Consider the following 16,312-nt stretch of genomic DNA (forward strand, 5'->3'; position numbering starts at 1 on the left):
AAAAAAGACTACTAAAAATATTTAATTTAATAGTAGTCCTTAAAAATATTAACTTATTTTAATTTAAAGTTTAATATTACTGGATTATGATCCGAATAAGTAAAATCTAAGTTTTTTGCTTTAGTGGATATATCTTCAACATTATCAGAAATCAAAAATCCATCTATTATAGTTGTAAAAGTTTCTCCTTTTTTATAAGGCTTTGCCACCGCTCTAGCTGTTGGATTTTCTTCATCAAAACTCCATCTAAATCCTTCTGGTTGAAAATCCTTTGGGATAGATTGAAGCCATTCCGGCCATTCTTCTGTAGTCTTAAAAATAGAAACTTCGCTCCCTGGAATTTGATGATTAAAATCCCCACCTGCAATTATATAGTTACCTTTTTTATATTCCTCTTGTAAAAATGAGGATAGAAAATCAAGTTGTTGTTTTCTTATTTTACCACCCTTATCATAGGCTGATAAATGAAGATTTATTAAAATTAATTCTTTTCTATTCTCAACCGGTATTCTATTAATTAAAATACAGCGATCAAGATCTGCTAACTGTCTCGGCCATGACTCTTTTCCTGGCAGATCATACCTTGTACTTTTATCCACAGCTAGTTTTGAAAAATTCGCCAATCCTGCTAATACATTTCCATGAGGCTTTTTAATAGGCACAGGCACCCATGGCACTTTATAATTAATTGCAAAACTAGATGAATATCCATTTAAATTATTTGCAAAATAATTATATTGGTCTATCTTATAACTTCTTGTAGCTTTCTTGTCCACTTCCTGTAAAAAAATAAAAGTTGGATCTTCTTTTTCTATTATTTTAAAACTTTCTTTCAAATTTTCTATAGTCTTTTCCTTACTAAGTGAACGGGACTCCTTTCCTCCATCCATAAAAAAGTCTACATCTTTATCCATTCCACAATATCCTATATTATAAGTCATAACAGTCATTTGAGAATTTAATTTAGCTTGTTCTTCTTTATTATTTTCTATTTTAATTTCTAAAATCTTCTCTGGTTTATAATCTGTAATTGTCATAAATACAAAATATCCTATTACTAAAATTCCTACTACAATTGCTCCAAATAAAAGCCATTTTAAAAATTTATTTTCCATCTACTCCTCCTAAATATAAATATTTATAAAATTATAATGATCTTATTGCTTTAATATTACCATATAAATAATGGCTTTTGAAACAATAATAAGGTCATTATTTCTATATTAAAATCATTTAAAATAAAGAGTAAATATAAAAATTCAACTTTAATTTCAATATAAAAAACCACAGCAAGGGGGCGCCGTGGTTTTTCATAGATAACTTTATTATGAATTTATTTAAGAGGTCAATATGATTTATTAGCTTTGAAATAACACTATTCAATTTTGTTTTTTAAATTGATTAATATTAAATAATAAAGTCGATGTAAAAAGAATAATAGAACCCATAGCTAACGGAAAAACCGCAGGGTACATCATACCAGAAGTGCTATGACTTAAACTTTCTATGATGTAAAGTCCTCCAAAAACAATTGTAGTTCCAGCAGATATTCTATTCAATATCAAACTAATCTTTTCCATCTCATTATCCTCCTAACTTTCAAAGCTTTCATTAAAATTCAACATCTTAAAGGTACTTGATGTTTTCATATTACAGTATTAATTATAATAGTAACTAAGAATTTTAAAAATTTATTTGCCTTACAAACCTATATTTACATCTTACATTTTTGTAATCTTAAGACTATAGGTATTTAATCTATAGTTAAAATTATATAATATGACGTTTTAATTTTTTATTAAAATAAACTCAGCTGTTCTATTCCTTTATCTTCTATTATTAATAATTTATCATCTTCTAATGAATTTAACATACTTTCTATTATCTCCTCAGGTGTATGACTATCTAAATATATCTTTTCTTCTTTTTTATCCAAAATAACCGGCATTCTATGATGTAATTCACTCATCTCTCTATTAGCCCCTGCTGTTAAAATTACAAAAGCATAATGTTCTTCCCCATTCTTATCTATAACTTTATTATAAATACCAGCCATTGAAAAAAACTTTTCATCGTTTATCTTTATCTTATATTTCATCTTATCTTTCCACTCATAAAAATGACAAGCTGGTATTAAACATCGCTGAGATTTTATTGCCTTTTTAAAGAACCTTTTTTCAAATACTGTTTCTCCTCTAGCATTTATAACTAATTTATTATTTAGAGGAAATCCCCATTTCATATAGGTGGTTTCATCTTCTTTAACCACTATAGCTTTATGAGAAGGAAATTTTTCTCCTCCCCCTTCTCTTTCATCTTTTATGTTGTAATAATCTAAAATCTCTCTATTATTAACATCCAAAAAAAATCTACCACACATAATGTCACCTCCTCCGATTAAATTTTATAAAATATCTACATATATTATTTTAAAATCAATATTATTATAACTATACAGCATAAATATATATACAATAAAACTTATCTTAATTATATCTTCTATATGAAAAACGTAAGACACTCTACTCAATTAACTATTTTCTAATGAAAATCTTTTATTTTTACTATTATATGAAAACAAAACAATAACTTATAAGAAATAAATCAATTGAAAAATTCTCATACTCTGCCGAGAATTCACTATAATTGTCCATTTTCCATCGTCAATTATCAATTTTATACTAATAATGAATTGAAATGATTTGATAACACAATTATATAAATGCATAGATTGAACCTAAAAGTGCTACATCTATAAGTATTCCTTAAAATTATAAATTTAAGTCATTTATTAATAGCAAATATATGTATAGAAAAAAGAGCCAGTTATATACTGACTCTTTCATTTAAACGTAACATTTTCATAATTTATAGTGTGATAGGGTTATCTATTTTTTATTGTCTTTCAATTACTAATGCAGTACCTTGTCCGCCACCTATACATAATGTAGCTAAACCAGTTTTTGCATCTCTTTTTATCATTTCATGTATTAATGTTGTTAGTATTCTAGCACCTGAAGCTCCTACTGGATGTCCAATTGCTATCGCTCCACCATTTACATTTACTTTACTTGTATCTAGGTTTAAGTCTTTAACTACTGCTAAAGATTGAGCTGCGAAAGCTTCATTTGCTTCTACTAAATCTATGTCTTCCACTGATAAATTAGCTTTTGATAATGCTTTTCTTGTAGCTGGAACTGGTCCATATCCCATTATTTGTGGATCTAATCCTGAAGAAGCATATGATTTTATTGTAGCTAATGGTTTTATTCCTAATTCATCGGCTTTTTCTTTAGACATAACTATAATCATAGCTGCACCATCATTTATTCCTGAAGCATTTCCTGCTGTTACTGTTCCATCTTTTTTGAATGCAGGTTTTAATTTAGCTAATTTCTCTATTGTCATATTAGCTTTTGGGAATTCATCTGTATCAAATATAATAGGTTCTCCTTTTCTTTGAGGAATCTCTATTGGAACTATTTCATCTTTAAATCTTCCCATTTTTATTGCTTCTTCTGCTTTTAATTGACTGTTTAATGCAAACTCATCTTGCATTTCTCTTGTTAAGTTCCATCTCTCTGCTATATTTTCTGCTGTAATTCCCATATGGTAATCATTGAAAGCATCCCATAAACCATCGTTGATCATAGTATCTACAACGTTTCCATTTCCCATTCTTTGACCCCATCTGTTGTTTGGAAGAACATATGGTGCATTACTCATACTTTCTGTTCCTCCAGCAAGAATTACATCTGCATCTCCAGCTTTTATCATTTGAGCTGCCATGCTTACTGCTCTAAGTCCTGAACCACAAACTTTATTGATAGTTATTGCACTTGACTCTTCACATAATCCTGCTTTTAATGCCACTTGACGAGCTGGATTTTGTCCAAGTCCTGCAGTTAAAACATTACCTATAATAGCTTCTTCTATTATTTCTGGTTTTATACCTGCTCTTTTGATAGCTTCTTTTGCAGCAATTGTTCCTAATTCTACTGCTGAAAATTTAGATAAACTTCCTCCAAATGCTCCTACTGGTGTTCTTACAGCACTTACTATTACTACTTCTCTCATACTATTCATCCTCCAATAAACTTCACATATTTATGATAAATTTTAATTAATTAATCATTTTCGCATAAATATATACAAGCAAAAACTGTGCCAACTTTTATATTCTCTTTAAACAGGCACAATACCTATATTGCTCCAAATCTCAAAAAAAAGCAAGTGTAAACTAAGTTTACACTCAAATGTTTTGTGTTTAAATTAACAATTTTGTTAATATACTGACATCTTTGTTAACATTATCACTATAAGTACTTTCAACGGTTTGGTGGTTTTTTATTTCATATTTTACCCATTGTTTTTCCTTTTAAAGTTTAAATATCAAAATTAAAGGAAATTTGTAAAAACAAAAGTATACATGTAAACTTAGTTTACATGTATACTTTTGTTAACACTTATAAACTTTCTAAATTATATCTTTTAAGTTTTTTATATAATCCTGTTCTACTTAATCCTAACATCTCAGCAGCCTTATTTTTATTTCCATCAGTTTTATCTAAAGTTTCTATAATAATATCCTTTTCAACTTCTTCTACTATATCCTTTAATGCCCCCCCTTCATTCAATGCATAATTTTTACTTTTGCATTTTAGTATTTTCTCTGGAAGATGTTTTGGAAGTATAAAAAGTTCTGTGTCTAATAAATTTATAGCTCTTTCTAAAACATTTTCAAGCTGCCTTACATTACCAGGCCAATTATAAGCTTTTAAGTATTCTAACGCTTCCTTTGACACACCTTCTGAATAAATTCCATATCTATTACAAAGATCTATACTAAGTCTTTCACACAACGGCTCAATATCCTCAGGCCTTTCTCTTAGTGGTGGAAGATTTATATGCATAACATTTAATCTATAATATAAATCTTCTCTAAACTTGCCTTGTTCTATTAACTCTAAAAGTGACTTATTAGTAGAAGCTATAACTCTGACATCTATTTTTTTTACTTCATTCCCACCTACTCTAACTAATTCTCTCTCTTGGAGCACTCTTAGAAGCTTTACTTGCATATTCAAAGGCATATCTCCTATTTCATCAAGTAAAATAGTACCTCCATTTGCATATTCAAATAGACCTTTTTTCCCACTTTTTCTTGCTCCAGTAAAAGCTCCTTCTTCATATCCAAACATCTCAGATTCAAAAAGCTCTGTTGGAATTGCTGCACAATTAATTTTTATAAAGGGCTTGAAGCATCTCTTACTTCCATTATGTATGGCTTGAGCTACTAATTCTTTTCCTGTACCACTTTCTCCTGTAATAAGTACACTAGAGTCTCCCTTAGCTACTTTTTTAGCTAAATTAATAGCATTAGTAAACTTAACACTTTTTCCTATTAAATTATTAAAGGTATGTTTAGCTTTTTTTTCTTCATTAAATTCATTCTTATAGTATTCTAATTCTTTTTCTAAATTAGAAATTTTACTGCTTAATATCTTAAAATTACTTAAATCTTTAAACATAACTTTTCCTATAGCGCCAATAACTTTTCCTTCATTAATAAGTGGTGCTCTCATGGAAATCATTTTATGTCCATTAACTTCTTGAATTTCTCCAACTTCTTTTTCACCTGTTTCAGCTACTATATGTAGTTTAGTATTAGGTATTACATCTGTAACATGTTTTCCTTCAGGGTTATCACACTCTAAAAATTTTTTATATACATTGCTCATCATTATAATTTTGCCATTTAAATCTACAACAACAATACATTCTTCTAAACTATTAAATATACTATTAAGTATTTTTTCATCTATCTTCATGTTATCACCCCTTATGCAATTGAAAATTGACAATGGACAATTGACAATTGTAGATACTTCTCCTTTAAGGGAGAAGTTTTTAATTAATTTATTTTGAAGTTACACAGTAACTTTTTATGATAAAAATTAGCAATTGCATTGCTAATAAAAAAACAATTAAAGAAATTAGTTCGGCTAAAACTAATTTCATCCACAATTGTCGATTATCCACTGTTAATTCTCCATTATTTTAAATTTTACTATAATCTATCTTTTGTTATAAATCCTAAATTATTTTTATTATTAACCTTATATAAATGATTTAATGCAAAGTTACAGGTTAGTCCTACAAAAATCCCCGTACCTATACCTGCAATTGTCATTATAGGTAAGTACAACATAACCCCTAAAGTTTCTACTATATATGATGCCACAAGTAGTTGTCCCACATTATGAAAAATTGCTCCAGTGGCGCTAACTCCAATAATACTAAGTTTATTTTTAAATACTTTAATTGCAATTACCATTGATGCAAAGCTAAAGAATGCGCCACCTAAACTATATAGCAATCTTGATATGCTTCCTCCAAACATTACTGAAAGCAAGATTCTAACTACTAATACTGTAAAAGCTTCTTTATAACTTAAGGTATATAGTGCTATTACAGTAATAATGTTTGAAAGCCCCAATCTTGCACCAGGAGTAATAAAAGGTATAGGTAACATTCCTTCAATAATATGTAATGCTAAAGCCTGAGCAATAAGCAAAGATATATATACTAATTTAGTAGTTTTCTTCATTTTCTTCACCTCTAACCAGATATAAAGTCTGTTTCTTCATCATCAATATTTGCCCTTCCTTTAATTTCTACCACAACTTTATGGGGTAAACAAACTGCAGTTTCTCCTACCTTACTAATATATCCAGGCTTTAAACAAATCTTATCTGGGCAATCAGCTTCAACTATAGCTATCTTATTATCCACAACCTTTATCATATTATATCCTTTACTAGTTTTAATATTAAACACTTCTTCCCCTTTATGGTTGTCCAATCTAATATTCTTATATTCTTTTCCTTCTACAGTAATTTTCGCATATACATAATTGTTGTCTTCTGAGGTCATCCAAAAGATACAATGTGGAATAAAGGATGCTATAAATAATAGAGAAATAACTATTATATCTAATTTCTTAATTATTTTCATATGCTTCTCATCCATCTCTTTCTAGTTTTATTTATTATAATATATAATAATTAGACATATTTCTATTAACTCTTTAAATATTTTTATTTTATAATAGTTCATATTATGTTATAATTTTAACATCTTAACAATATTTATAAATATTGTTAAGATTCATGCTACGATAAGTATAATAATATCATAGCATAAAACTGCTATCTTCTCTAAAATTTTTTAATGTAATTATTGATAAAATTTAACTTAATTAAATTTTATTATCTAACTTAAGTTATATTAAAAATATAAAAAATAAAATATTGTCACAAATTAATTGTAAAAATAATCATAAAATTATTGAAATTTTCCGTAAAATCTGTTGTAATATAAATAGATACTTAGTTTTAATATACATTTTAGTGAAGAATTTCTAATAATTCTATAAATTATCATTAAAAATCATAATTTGCTTTACTTTTTGTAAATGTTTTAATAAAATTACCTAATATAAGCTATTTTTCTAATTATTAACTTAGTTTCCATACTTACTATGTGAAAATTACATATATCCACATAGTAATTAATATAATATTTCTAAAATGAATGTGAATTTCACAGGAGGGATTTTGAAATGAATAAAAAATTAGTAAGTGTTGTTTCTGCAACATTATTAGCTGCAACAGTATTAGTAGGATGTGGATCTTCTTCAGCATCAAAAGAATTAAAAGATGGACAATACAAAGCTGAATATTCCGAAATGGACGAACATGGCTGGAAAGCTTTTGTTGAATTAAAAGTAGCTGATGGAAAGATTTCTGAGTCTAATGCAGACTATGTAAATGAAGAAGGAAAACTTAAGTCTCAAGACGCTGATTATGAGAAAAATATGAAAGGTGCTAGCGAGACTTGGCCATCAAAATTCTCTGCTGACTTTAACAAAGCTTTAGTCGAAAAAGGAAACCCAGCTGATGTTGATAACATAACTGGAGCAACTCATTCAACTGAGGATTTCAAGAATTTATCAAAAGAAGCTTTAAAAGCTGCTGAAAAAGGCAAAACTGACACAGTTGTAGTTAAAGCTGCTAAAAAATAAGTTATAAAACGCAAATAAGAGACTTTAGGAATTATTCCTAAAGTCTTTGATTTTAAAAAATAAATAGTAAAAATTAAACTTTGGAGGATATATATGAAAAAATTTAAATTATATGTCTTATCATTACTAATCTTATCTATTACTATTTTATCTGGATGTTCATCCTCTAATTCTAGCACTAAAGAACCTATATCTCATACGGAAGTAGTTATGGGAACAGTATGTACTATTCAGATTTTTGACTCAAAGGATACTTCCATACTTGATAAAGCCTTTGATAGATTAAAGGATTTAGAAAATAAAGTAAGTATAAATAAAGAGGGTACAGAACTTGATAAGGTTAATGAAATGTCCGGTAAAGAAGCTGTAGTTGTAGGAGAAGATACCTTCACCATAGTAGAAAGTGGACTTTATTACAGTAAGATTTCTAATGGTAACTTCGACATAACAATAGGTCCTATAGTTAAGCTTTGGGGAATTGGCAGTGAAAATGCTAGAGTCCCTAGTGAAAAAGAAATTATAGAAAAAAAATCTCTTATAAATTATAATGATGTTATTTTAGACAGTGAAAAAAATAGCATTTTCTTAAAGAATCCAAATATGATTATTGACCTAGGTGGAATTGCTAAAGGATATGCTGCTGATGAAATGAAAAATCTTTTAGTTGATAATGGTGTTAAAAGTGCAATGATTAATTTAGGAGGAAATCTATATATCTTAGGAAATAAACCTAATGGTAAGCAATGGAAAATAGGCATTCAAGATCCTAATGGAGGCTCTACTGATACTGTTGGTAACATATTAGTCAATGATAAATCTATAGTAACCTCTGGTACATATGAAAGATTTTTAGAAGTAGATGGAAAGGTTTATCATCATATATTAGATCCTAAAACTGGATATCCTTATGAAAGTGATCTTTTAAGTGCAACTATCATAAGCGATAAATCTATGGATGGAGATGGATTATCTACATATACCTTTGCTTTAGGAAGAGAAAAAGGATTAGAGTTTATAAATTCATTAGAAGATATTGAGGCTATATTTATCACAAAAGATAATGAAATATATTTAACTAATGGGCTGAAAAATGATTTTAAACTAACTAATAATAATTATAAGCTAGTAGAATAATATGTAGATGTGCTACATTCAAATTCAATCTATATATTTATATGATTGGATTATTAAATTATTTAAATTTCTAGCTTATATAATTGAGAATTGACGATGGACAATAGACATTCTTATTAATGAATAATGAATAATGAAGAATTGTGGATACATCTCCTTTATGGGAGAAGTTATAAATTGAAATAATGGAAATTTAAGGAGGAAATTAATTTAAGATCAATTAATTTCCTCCTTAATTATTTTATTTCTATAATTTAATAATAAATGTAATTTTTTAAAATGTAGGTTTATTGCTTAAATTATCTTCTTCTGTTCCGTTAGGATTACTTTTTAAATATTCTCTTCCATTTTTAGCTCTACTTACATTTACCCCATTTATTAATCCCTCTTTTGCCATCTCAACAGCCTCTGCTATGGGATATATTTTTTCATTAGAAAGCATTACATCAGTAATATCTCCCTCAGAGTTTTTTTTAACCTTAGATATTGTTATATTATTTTCTTTAGGTATATCTGAAGCTTTCATCATATTACTCATATTACTGATGCTCTGTGGCATATTATCTTCCGGGAAAAATCTCTTCATATTTATCACTTCTTATGAATATTATGTTTTATATAGCTAAAAATTATTCTATTTAAATAAGGCTTGTCTTATATTATTGACAAAACATGATGACCGACATTATAATCATTATTATATATAAAAAAGGATTATATTATTACGAGGTGGTAAAGTGACTAACGCTGTTAGTGATATTGAGGGTTCGATAATTAATTGTGCAAAAGAATTATTTATTCAAAGAGGATATGAAAAGGTAGATATGAAACTTATTTCTAAAAAGTGTAATATATCTACAGGAACAATTTATAATTATTTTTCAAACAAAAGTAAGCTTTTTATAAGAATATTAGAAGATAACTTAGAAAAAACTTTTCTCAAACTTCAAACTTTAACAGAATCAGAGGATAAATATAAAGCAGCCTCTTGTATCAAAATACTTTATGAAGACATAGAAGAAAGATGTTTATTAAACAAAGAGCTTATTAAAGCCGATCTTACTAATAAAAGTCAAACTGAGTCAAATGTTGAAATTGAGAAGAATATTATAAGTTTAATAGATAAAATTTTTAATGATTTTTCTAAAGATTGTACTTCTTCTATAGAATATAATTGTAATATTAGGCTAGTAGAATCTTTATTAGCTACTATTTATACTATGATTGAAGCTCATCCTGAGGAAAAAGAAAAAAATATAGAATTTTTAAATCAATTGATTTTAAATTTAGGTTATAAAAAAGAGGTTAGTTAAGATATTAAAAAAGTCGTGATAATTCACGACTTTTTGTTATTAATTATATGCAATATTTAAGTTTTCTAATATTCCTAGGGTTAATTATTAATTAAATAAACCGCTCCTTCACTATAAATCATATTATTAAATAATTGACGTTTATACTTTTCTAACTCTATATTTATAAATAATATATTAGATTTTATTTCTTCATTTCTAGCACATAATTCCGAATGCTCTAGTTTTTTAAATTCCCATATTTTATTAGATATAATATTATCACTTTCAACAGATAATATTAAATTATCAAAAGCTTTTTCAATTTCTATATTAAGCTTTAAATTTAATTCCTCTATGTTTTCAAAAATCTTATCACAAATCAAAGATGCTACAATAGGTTTTTGTTCAAGTAAAAGTTCCTTAATATAATTCTTTTTATTACTAATCTTTTCCTCTGGTTTTATAAAAACAGTTCTTACCCCTTCCTTTAAGCTCTTTATAATTCCCTCTTTTGGAAGTATTTTTACATCAAATTTTAAATTATTAATAAAATCTTCATAATGAACTTTGAAATTACTTCTCATCTCTTCTAAGGTTATGAAATATATTTTAGTAGAATCCTTAGAAAATTCATCACTAACACTTAATATTATTTTTCTATTTTCTTCAATATTGTTTTTAAGTTCTATCTGTTCTTCATGAACTTTTTCATATTTAGCTAGATATACCTCAAACTGCTCATTTAATAGCTTATATATATTTTCACTGCACCAATTATTAATGATTTCTAGCATTCTATATTCAGCTTCTTCTCTAATATTTTTTATATCTTCTATATCATCTATTAACTTCACATTTTCTTCAATTATAGATGGTATATACATATTTAACTTTGACTCTAAATACTCTCTTAAAAATATAAGATCACTTTCTACTTTCCCTTTAAATTCTTTAATGTTTAATTTAAGCTCATCCTCAAATTCTTTTGTTTTAAAGCTAGTCTCTTCCATCTTATTAACTTCCACTCTTTTGTAGTCAAGTTCCTTATCTATTTTTTCATTGATTTTATTTATTTCACTTTTTAATAAATTAGCAAAATCATTAAATCTATATAACGTCATATTGTTAGGCGTTGTTTTTTCTATTTCCTCTAGTAGCTCTTTCTGTTCTTCTCCACTAGCTACTATTTTTATATTTTTATCTATTTCTTCCAAAATATCTTTTAGAGCATTTTTCCTATTTTTAAAATCATCATAAATTAAATCTTCATTATTGGTTATTACAAATAAAAGTTTATCTAAATTAATATCTGCACTTAATTTCTTTAAATCTTCTATTTTTTCTTCATCCAAATTTTCCATGCAATCTATAGCTATTATTACTAAGTCTGCCACTAACATTTCATCCTTAGTAGTAACATCAATTATAGTAAAAATACCGCTTTCGAACTTTTCTTTAAAACTCTTATTTTCAAGTAAAAGCTCCAACAACTTTTCTCTACTATTTTCTTCACTACCTAAAAACACTAATTTTACTGTATTATCACTACTCTTATATTGATTTTCATAGCTTATATTGGGATTAAACTTACATTTCTCTCCTACTAAATTTACTTTATCTACTAAGCCAATCCACGGATATTTTTGTAAAGGCTTTTTAATAGGCTTTATCTCTTTTAAAATTTCACTTAACAAATTATCAACTATCTCTTTTTTATCATTTATATTATTTAATTCTAATATAGATAATAATTTAGTTGCCCCTTCAAAACTGTTATAAAAATCATTGTTTCTAAAGGAAGCGTTTATAAGATAAAATATAAAATCTTGCTCAAAATTTCTTATTTGAGAGTTTATATACTTTTTATTATTTAAATCTATATAAATTTCTCTTAGTACTTCGATACATTGTGGAAAATAAGAATAATCATTGCTCTCATAACTAATTTTATCAAAGCTTTCTCTAAGATAAAGTAAAAGCTTATTTAAAGCTATATCCCAATCCTTAACAGCTGTATACAAGGATATAATTAATAATCTCCACTGCTCAAACTTAAATGTAGTTAAAAGCAAATTGCAAAATTTGATAACTTTTTCCACAGATTGAATATTAAAAGCCTTACTGTTTTGACAGCATTCACAGGCAATATCTATAAAAAACTCTTCTTCACTTCTGCTATATTCATCATAGCAAATTTCCAGAGTTTTTAAAAAAGCATTATTATCTTTTAGAAATAATACTACATCTTTGTTTATATTACTGTATTCAGGTACAACCTTTATTATATTTCTAGCTGCTTCATAGGCTTTATCAGTATTCTTAAGTTGTTTCGAACTGTTATAAAGTGCTCTATTTTTTTCTAAAAATAGAAGTTCTCTATCACTAGCTATGCTTTCATAAATTTCTAAAGCTTCTTCTACATTTTTATTTATATCTGCTAAACTCTTTCTAGACCACATCATAAGTTCAAATAATGTTATATCATCTTTATCCTCTAGCATATTAAAAAACTTTAAGTTAAGTTTTGTACTCTCCTCTAAAATTTCAATGACTTTATTAAAATTATTTAATGCAAACTCTCTATTGTTTTTCTCTATGTAAATTTCTCCTAAAGAATAATAAGCAACAACTAAATGTTTAAGTTCCTTATACTCTAATTTGGATATGACTTTATACTCTGTGTTTTTTATTATCTCATTAAAGAATTTTATATTTAATTTTTCATCTATGCTTACCTTATAAGTATTCTTCAAGCTCCAAAGATAATATTTTTTAAGTGCTAAACAAACTTCACAACTTATATTATTTTCTGCAATACTTAAATATAAGGTGAATTTATCCATAGATTCATAACACTTATTTAAAAAATCAAACTGCTTTTTTAATAACAAATTCATTCCTCCTAACATATTGGCAATAACTCTTATAGAATATTTTACCACAGCTTTGTATCCATAAAAACAAATAAAATTGCACATTTTTTAAAGATACAAATTATCTTTAAAAAATGTGCATTATTTTATATTAAGTCTGTAAAATAACTGGTCAAAGCTAGCATAAAATATACTGACATACTGATTAGCTATCTTTTTTGAAGGTACCTTAATTAATCCAGTAGTATATATCAATCATAATAAAGTTGTCTTTAATCAGTTTTTTTGTTTTTTTAATAATTAAATTATTGTAATTTCAATTCCATTATACAATTAGTTTATTTCCCTATAGATTTAAAAGTTCATAATATTAAGTTTTTAAATCTATTTAAGAGAATCAAGAAATATTTAACTTGATTCTCTCTATACTTAAGCTTATTTCTATATAATAATTAAAGTTTAAGTTTTTATATTCTTTTTTCTTATAATATTGTTTAGTTATAGTACTATTTGTTCCTTATTTCTTATATCAAAGCTTTTCATTATTTTAATATATTTCAAATCAGCTCTTAAATATTCTATCCAATGTCATAGTATATTAATTATATTTACAGTTAATGTTCCTATATTTTATTTACCAATATAGTTTTTAATACTGTTATTAAAGTATAGTAATTTTATAATTCTTTCTTCTGGATTTTTAGCTTCTATATTAGATATATTATACTATATGCACATTTAATGTATTTGTTGACTTTATTTTCATCATTAAAAGACCTATGGAAATCCATAGGCCAATATATTAAACCTGACCATAAAAAATGATCAGGGAGCTTAGGAAGCTTTTTTAGCTTCTAGCATTGCTATAATATTCAATCCATTAAACTATCACATAATGAATTGATATATAGTTATAAAATTCTTTATCCCCTAATTACTTAAGACACCTAAAACATATGTATACTCAATTAATTATATTTATGAACATAACTAAATATTCCTATAAGACAAGTAAAGTAAAATAACTACTATATGAACGGTTCTCAAAATACTTAAGTCTAACTTATAATTTATCTTAACTATATTATTAGCTAATTTTTAAATAATAATTATTTATACTTTTTAATATTCACATTTATCACCCTATCGCATATAAATATTTAATATAGAATCTATATACTCATTTATATTAAATTTTATTATGTTTCCTATTAATTACATATATAATTATATTATGTAATCATAGCTTAAAGTTGTGATTACAACTAAAGTAATTTTTTTATTAATTTAGTTGACAAATACATTTCTAAGAGTATAATTATATTTATAATTCCTAGTAAAACACTCAAGTTTAATCATTGGCCAGCTTATATCCAATGTGAATAATCTAGTAGAATGCGTTGAAGAAGGAAAGTAGTATAAATTTAGGTTACAGAGAGAAAGCGGTGGTGGAAAGCTTTTACTGATAATTTATTTGAAGTGCCCTTTGGAGTAGAAATCTGAAATTTTAGTATGATTCTCCAGGTTCGCCTGTTATAGCGATAGGGTATTATTTGTACCTGAATGAGTGGGATAACTATATCCAATTAGGGTGGAACCACGGAGCGCACGCTTCGTCTCTAGATTTAGAGACGAAGCTCTTTTTATTTTTAAGATACATTTTCAATTTTATGGAAGTAATATGCACTCTTAATTTCTACATTTAATAGCATTTCCAACTTGAATAAATTATAGCTTAAGTTTGGAAGACTATATTATATATAGATATACTACAGTAAAATTTAAAATATCTTAATTCATTATTTGAAAAAACTAAGGCATTTTAACTAATTAAGAATTGACTGTTGACAATTATCAATTCATACTAATGCGAGTTCAAATAATTCAATAGCATAATTATATAAATGCAAAGATTAAATGTGAAAGTAGTACATCTATAAATATTTAATATGAAAATTTAAAATATATTAAGGAGGATTTATTATGATATTCAATAATTTAATAGATATGATAGGACAAACACCAATAATAAAACTTAATAAACTAGTAAATAACGATATGGCAGAGGTATATGTAAAGCTTGAGAGATATAATCCTGGTGGAAGTGTTAAGGATAGAGCCGCACTGGGAATGATAGAAAAAGCTGAAAAAATGGGACTTTTAAAGAGTGGTGATGTCATTGTAGAACCTACTAGTGGTAATACTGGAATAGCATTAGCTATGATTGGCAAATCCAAAGGATATAAAGTTATAATAGTTATGCCTGATACTATGAGTGTTGAAAGAAGAAATATTATAAAAGCTTATGGTGCTGAATTAGTATTAACTGAAGGTGCTAAAGGTATGAAAGGTGCAATAGAAATGGCCTTAGACCTTGCAAAAAATAACGATAACTACTTTGTACCTCAACAATTTGAAAATATTGCTAATGCAGAAAAACATTATGAAAGCACTGCAGAGGAAATATTAGATGACATATCTGATTTAAATGCTTTCGTAGCTGGTGTAGGTACTGGAGGAACTATTTCTGGTGTAGGTAAAAAACTTAAAGAAAAAATTTCTAATATAGAAATAATAGCCGTTGAACCTTTTAACTCCCCTGTTTTATCAGGCGGTTCACCTTCTCCTCATAAAATTCAAGGAATAGGTGCAGGTTTTGTTCCTAAAATATATGATGGTGAAATAATTGATTCAATAATGACTGTGAAAGATGAAGATGCTTTTAATACTGCAAAGCTTATGGCTAGTGAGGAAGGCTTCTTAGTGGGTATATCTTCTGGAGCTAATATATATGCTGCTTTAGAAATAGCTAAAAAATTAGGGCCAGATTACAAAGTTCTAACTATTGCCCCAGATGGTGGAGAAAAATATTTCTCAATGGGATTGTATGATTAATTTTACTTTTTATAATTTGGGTGTGATTT

General features: G+C 26.7%; 13 protein-coding genes and 1 other annotated feature. Of the genes, 4 read left to right on the forward strand and 9 right to left on the reverse strand.

The features are described from left to right. Window positions 1-53 precede the first annotated feature (53 nt). The 7 genes from ACWPW7_RS17545 to ACWPW7_RS17575 all read right to left on the reverse strand — a co-directional run bounded on the left by ACWPW7_RS17545 (window position 54) and on the right by ACWPW7_RS17575 (window position 7,017). Entirely contained in the window at window positions 54-1,115 is a 1,062-nt protein-coding gene (locus ACWPW7_RS17545) for an endonuclease/exonuclease/phosphatase family protein (RefSeq protein WP_454054539.1), read from the reverse strand. 264 nt (window positions 1,116-1,379) lie between these two features. Then, the gene (locus ACWPW7_RS17550; RefSeq protein WP_454054540.1) at window positions 1,380-1,580 is read right to left on the reverse strand and encodes a hypothetical protein; all 201 of its coding nucleotides are present in this window, start codon (window positions 1,578-1,580) and stop codon (window positions 1,380-1,382) included. A 218-nt stretch (window positions 1,581-1,798) separates the two neighbouring features. Next, on the reverse strand, window positions 1,799-2,380 hold the full coding sequence (locus ACWPW7_RS17555) for an SOS response-associated peptidase (RefSeq protein WP_454054541.1): 582 nt from the start codon (window positions 2,378-2,380) through the stop codon (window positions 1,799-1,801). 515 nt (window positions 2,381-2,895) lie between these two features. Further along, complete coding sequence (locus ACWPW7_RS17560; protein ID WP_291559678.1) at window positions 2,896-4,077, reverse strand: acetyl-CoA C-acetyltransferase; 1,182 nt, start codon at window positions 4,075-4,077, stop codon at window positions 2,896-2,898. Window positions 4,078-4,466: 389 nt separating this feature from the next. Then, window positions 4,467-5,831, reverse strand: coding sequence for a sigma-54 interaction domain-containing protein (locus tag ACWPW7_RS17565; protein ID WP_454054542.1), 1,365 nt, complete (start codon window positions 5,829-5,831; stop codon window positions 4,467-4,469). A gap of 239 nt (window positions 5,832-6,070) precedes the next feature. Next, complete coding sequence (locus ACWPW7_RS17570; protein ID WP_454054543.1) at window positions 6,071-6,610, reverse strand: Gx transporter family protein; 540 nt, start codon at window positions 6,608-6,610, stop codon at window positions 6,071-6,073. Window positions 6,611-6,621: 11 nt separating this feature from the next. Beyond that, on the reverse strand, window positions 6,622-7,017 hold the full coding sequence (locus ACWPW7_RS17575) for a NusG domain II-containing protein (protein WP_291559672.1): 396 nt from the start codon (window positions 7,015-7,017) through the stop codon (window positions 6,622-6,624). Between the two features lie 607 nt (window positions 7,018-7,624). On the opposite strand from ACWPW7_RS17575, the gene ACWPW7_RS17580 reads away from it, so the two are divergent. Next, complete coding sequence (locus ACWPW7_RS17580; RefSeq protein WP_291559670.1) at window positions 7,625-8,086, forward strand: FMN-binding protein; 462 nt, start codon at window positions 7,625-7,627, stop codon at window positions 8,084-8,086. 93 nt (window positions 8,087-8,179) lie between these two features. Further along, window positions 8,180-9,220, forward strand: a complete 1,041-nt coding sequence (locus ACWPW7_RS17585) for an FAD:protein FMN transferase (RefSeq protein ID WP_454054544.1) — start codon at window positions 8,180-8,182, stop codon at window positions 9,218-9,220. A 274-nt stretch (window positions 9,221-9,494) separates the two neighbouring features. Here ACWPW7_RS17585 and ACWPW7_RS17590 read toward each other — a convergent pair whose 3' ends face one another. Continuing rightward, window positions 9,495-9,746, reverse strand: coding sequence for a DUF3892 domain-containing protein (locus ACWPW7_RS17590; protein ID WP_454055531.1), 252 nt, complete (start codon window positions 9,744-9,746; stop codon window positions 9,495-9,497). A gap of 211 nt (window positions 9,747-9,957) precedes the next feature. Here ACWPW7_RS17590 and ACWPW7_RS17595 point away from each other — a divergent pair, with 211 nt between their 5' ends. Further along, window positions 9,958-10,533 (forward strand): TetR/AcrR family transcriptional regulator, encoded by a 576-nt coding sequence (locus ACWPW7_RS17595; protein WP_454054545.1) that lies wholly within the window; start codon window positions 9,958-9,960, stop codon window positions 10,531-10,533. An 80-nt stretch (window positions 10,534-10,613) separates the two neighbouring features. On the opposite strand, the gene ACWPW7_RS17600 is transcribed toward ACWPW7_RS17595, so the two are convergent. After that, the gene (locus ACWPW7_RS17600; protein WP_454054546.1) at window positions 10,614-13,406 is read right to left on the reverse strand and encodes a hypothetical protein; all 2,793 of its coding nucleotides are present in this window, start codon (window positions 13,404-13,406) and stop codon (window positions 10,614-10,616) included. Window positions 13,407-14,779: 1,373 nt separating this feature from the next. Further along, window positions 14,780-15,012 (forward strand) — a binding site (T-box leader). 359 nt (window positions 15,013-15,371) lie between these two features. Between ACWPW7_RS17600 and cysK the strand changes: the two genes are divergently transcribed. Next, window positions 15,372-16,283: a cysteine synthase A gene (cysK, locus tag ACWPW7_RS17605; protein WP_454054547.1), complete on the forward strand. Its 912-nt coding sequence runs from the start codon at window positions 15,372-15,374 to the stop codon at window positions 16,281-16,283. Window positions 16,284-16,312 lie beyond the last annotated feature (29 nt).

Source organism: Clostridium sp. Marseille-Q7071, from assembly GCF_965112025.1.

Bases quoted from the DNA above. Each gene is read 5' to 3' on its own strand.
- ACWPW7_RS17545 (WP_454054539.1), bottom strand. From the start codon at position 1,115: ATGGAAAATAAATTTTTAAAATGGCTTTTATTTGGAGCAATTGTAGTA.
- ACWPW7_RS17550 (WP_454054540.1), bottom strand. From the start codon at position 1,580: ATGGAAAAGATTAGTTTGATATTGAATAGAATATCTGCTGGAACTACA.
- ACWPW7_RS17555 (WP_454054541.1), bottom strand. From the start codon at position 2,380: ATGTGTGGTAGATTTTTTTTGGATGTTAATAATAGAGAGATTTTAGAT.
- ACWPW7_RS17560 (WP_291559678.1), bottom strand. From the start codon at position 4,077: ATGAGAGAAGTAGTAATAGTAAGTGCTGTAAGAACACCAGTAGGAGCA.
- ACWPW7_RS17565 (WP_454054542.1), bottom strand. From the start codon at position 5,831: ATGAAGATAGATGAAAAAATACTTAATAGTATATTTAATAGTTTAGAA.
- ACWPW7_RS17570 (WP_454054543.1), bottom strand. From the start codon at position 6,610: ATGAAGAAAACTACTAAATTAGTATATATATCTTTGCTTATTGCTCAG.
- ACWPW7_RS17575 (WP_291559672.1), bottom strand. From the start codon at position 7,017: ATGAAAATAATTAAGAAATTAGATATAATAGTTATTTCTCTATTATTT.
- ACWPW7_RS17580 (WP_291559670.1), top strand. From the start codon at position 7,625: ATGAATAAAAAATTAGTAAGTGTTGTTTCTGCAACATTATTAGCTGCA.
- ACWPW7_RS17585 (WP_454054544.1), top strand. From the start codon at position 8,180: ATGAAAAAATTTAAATTATATGTCTTATCATTACTAATCTTATCTATT.
- ACWPW7_RS17590 (WP_454055531.1), bottom strand. From the start codon at position 9,746: ATGAAAGCTTCAGATATACCTAAAGAAAATAATATAACAATATCTAAG.
- cysK (WP_454054547.1), top strand. From the start codon at position 15,372: ATGATATTCAATAATTTAATAGATATGATAGGACAAACACCAATAATA.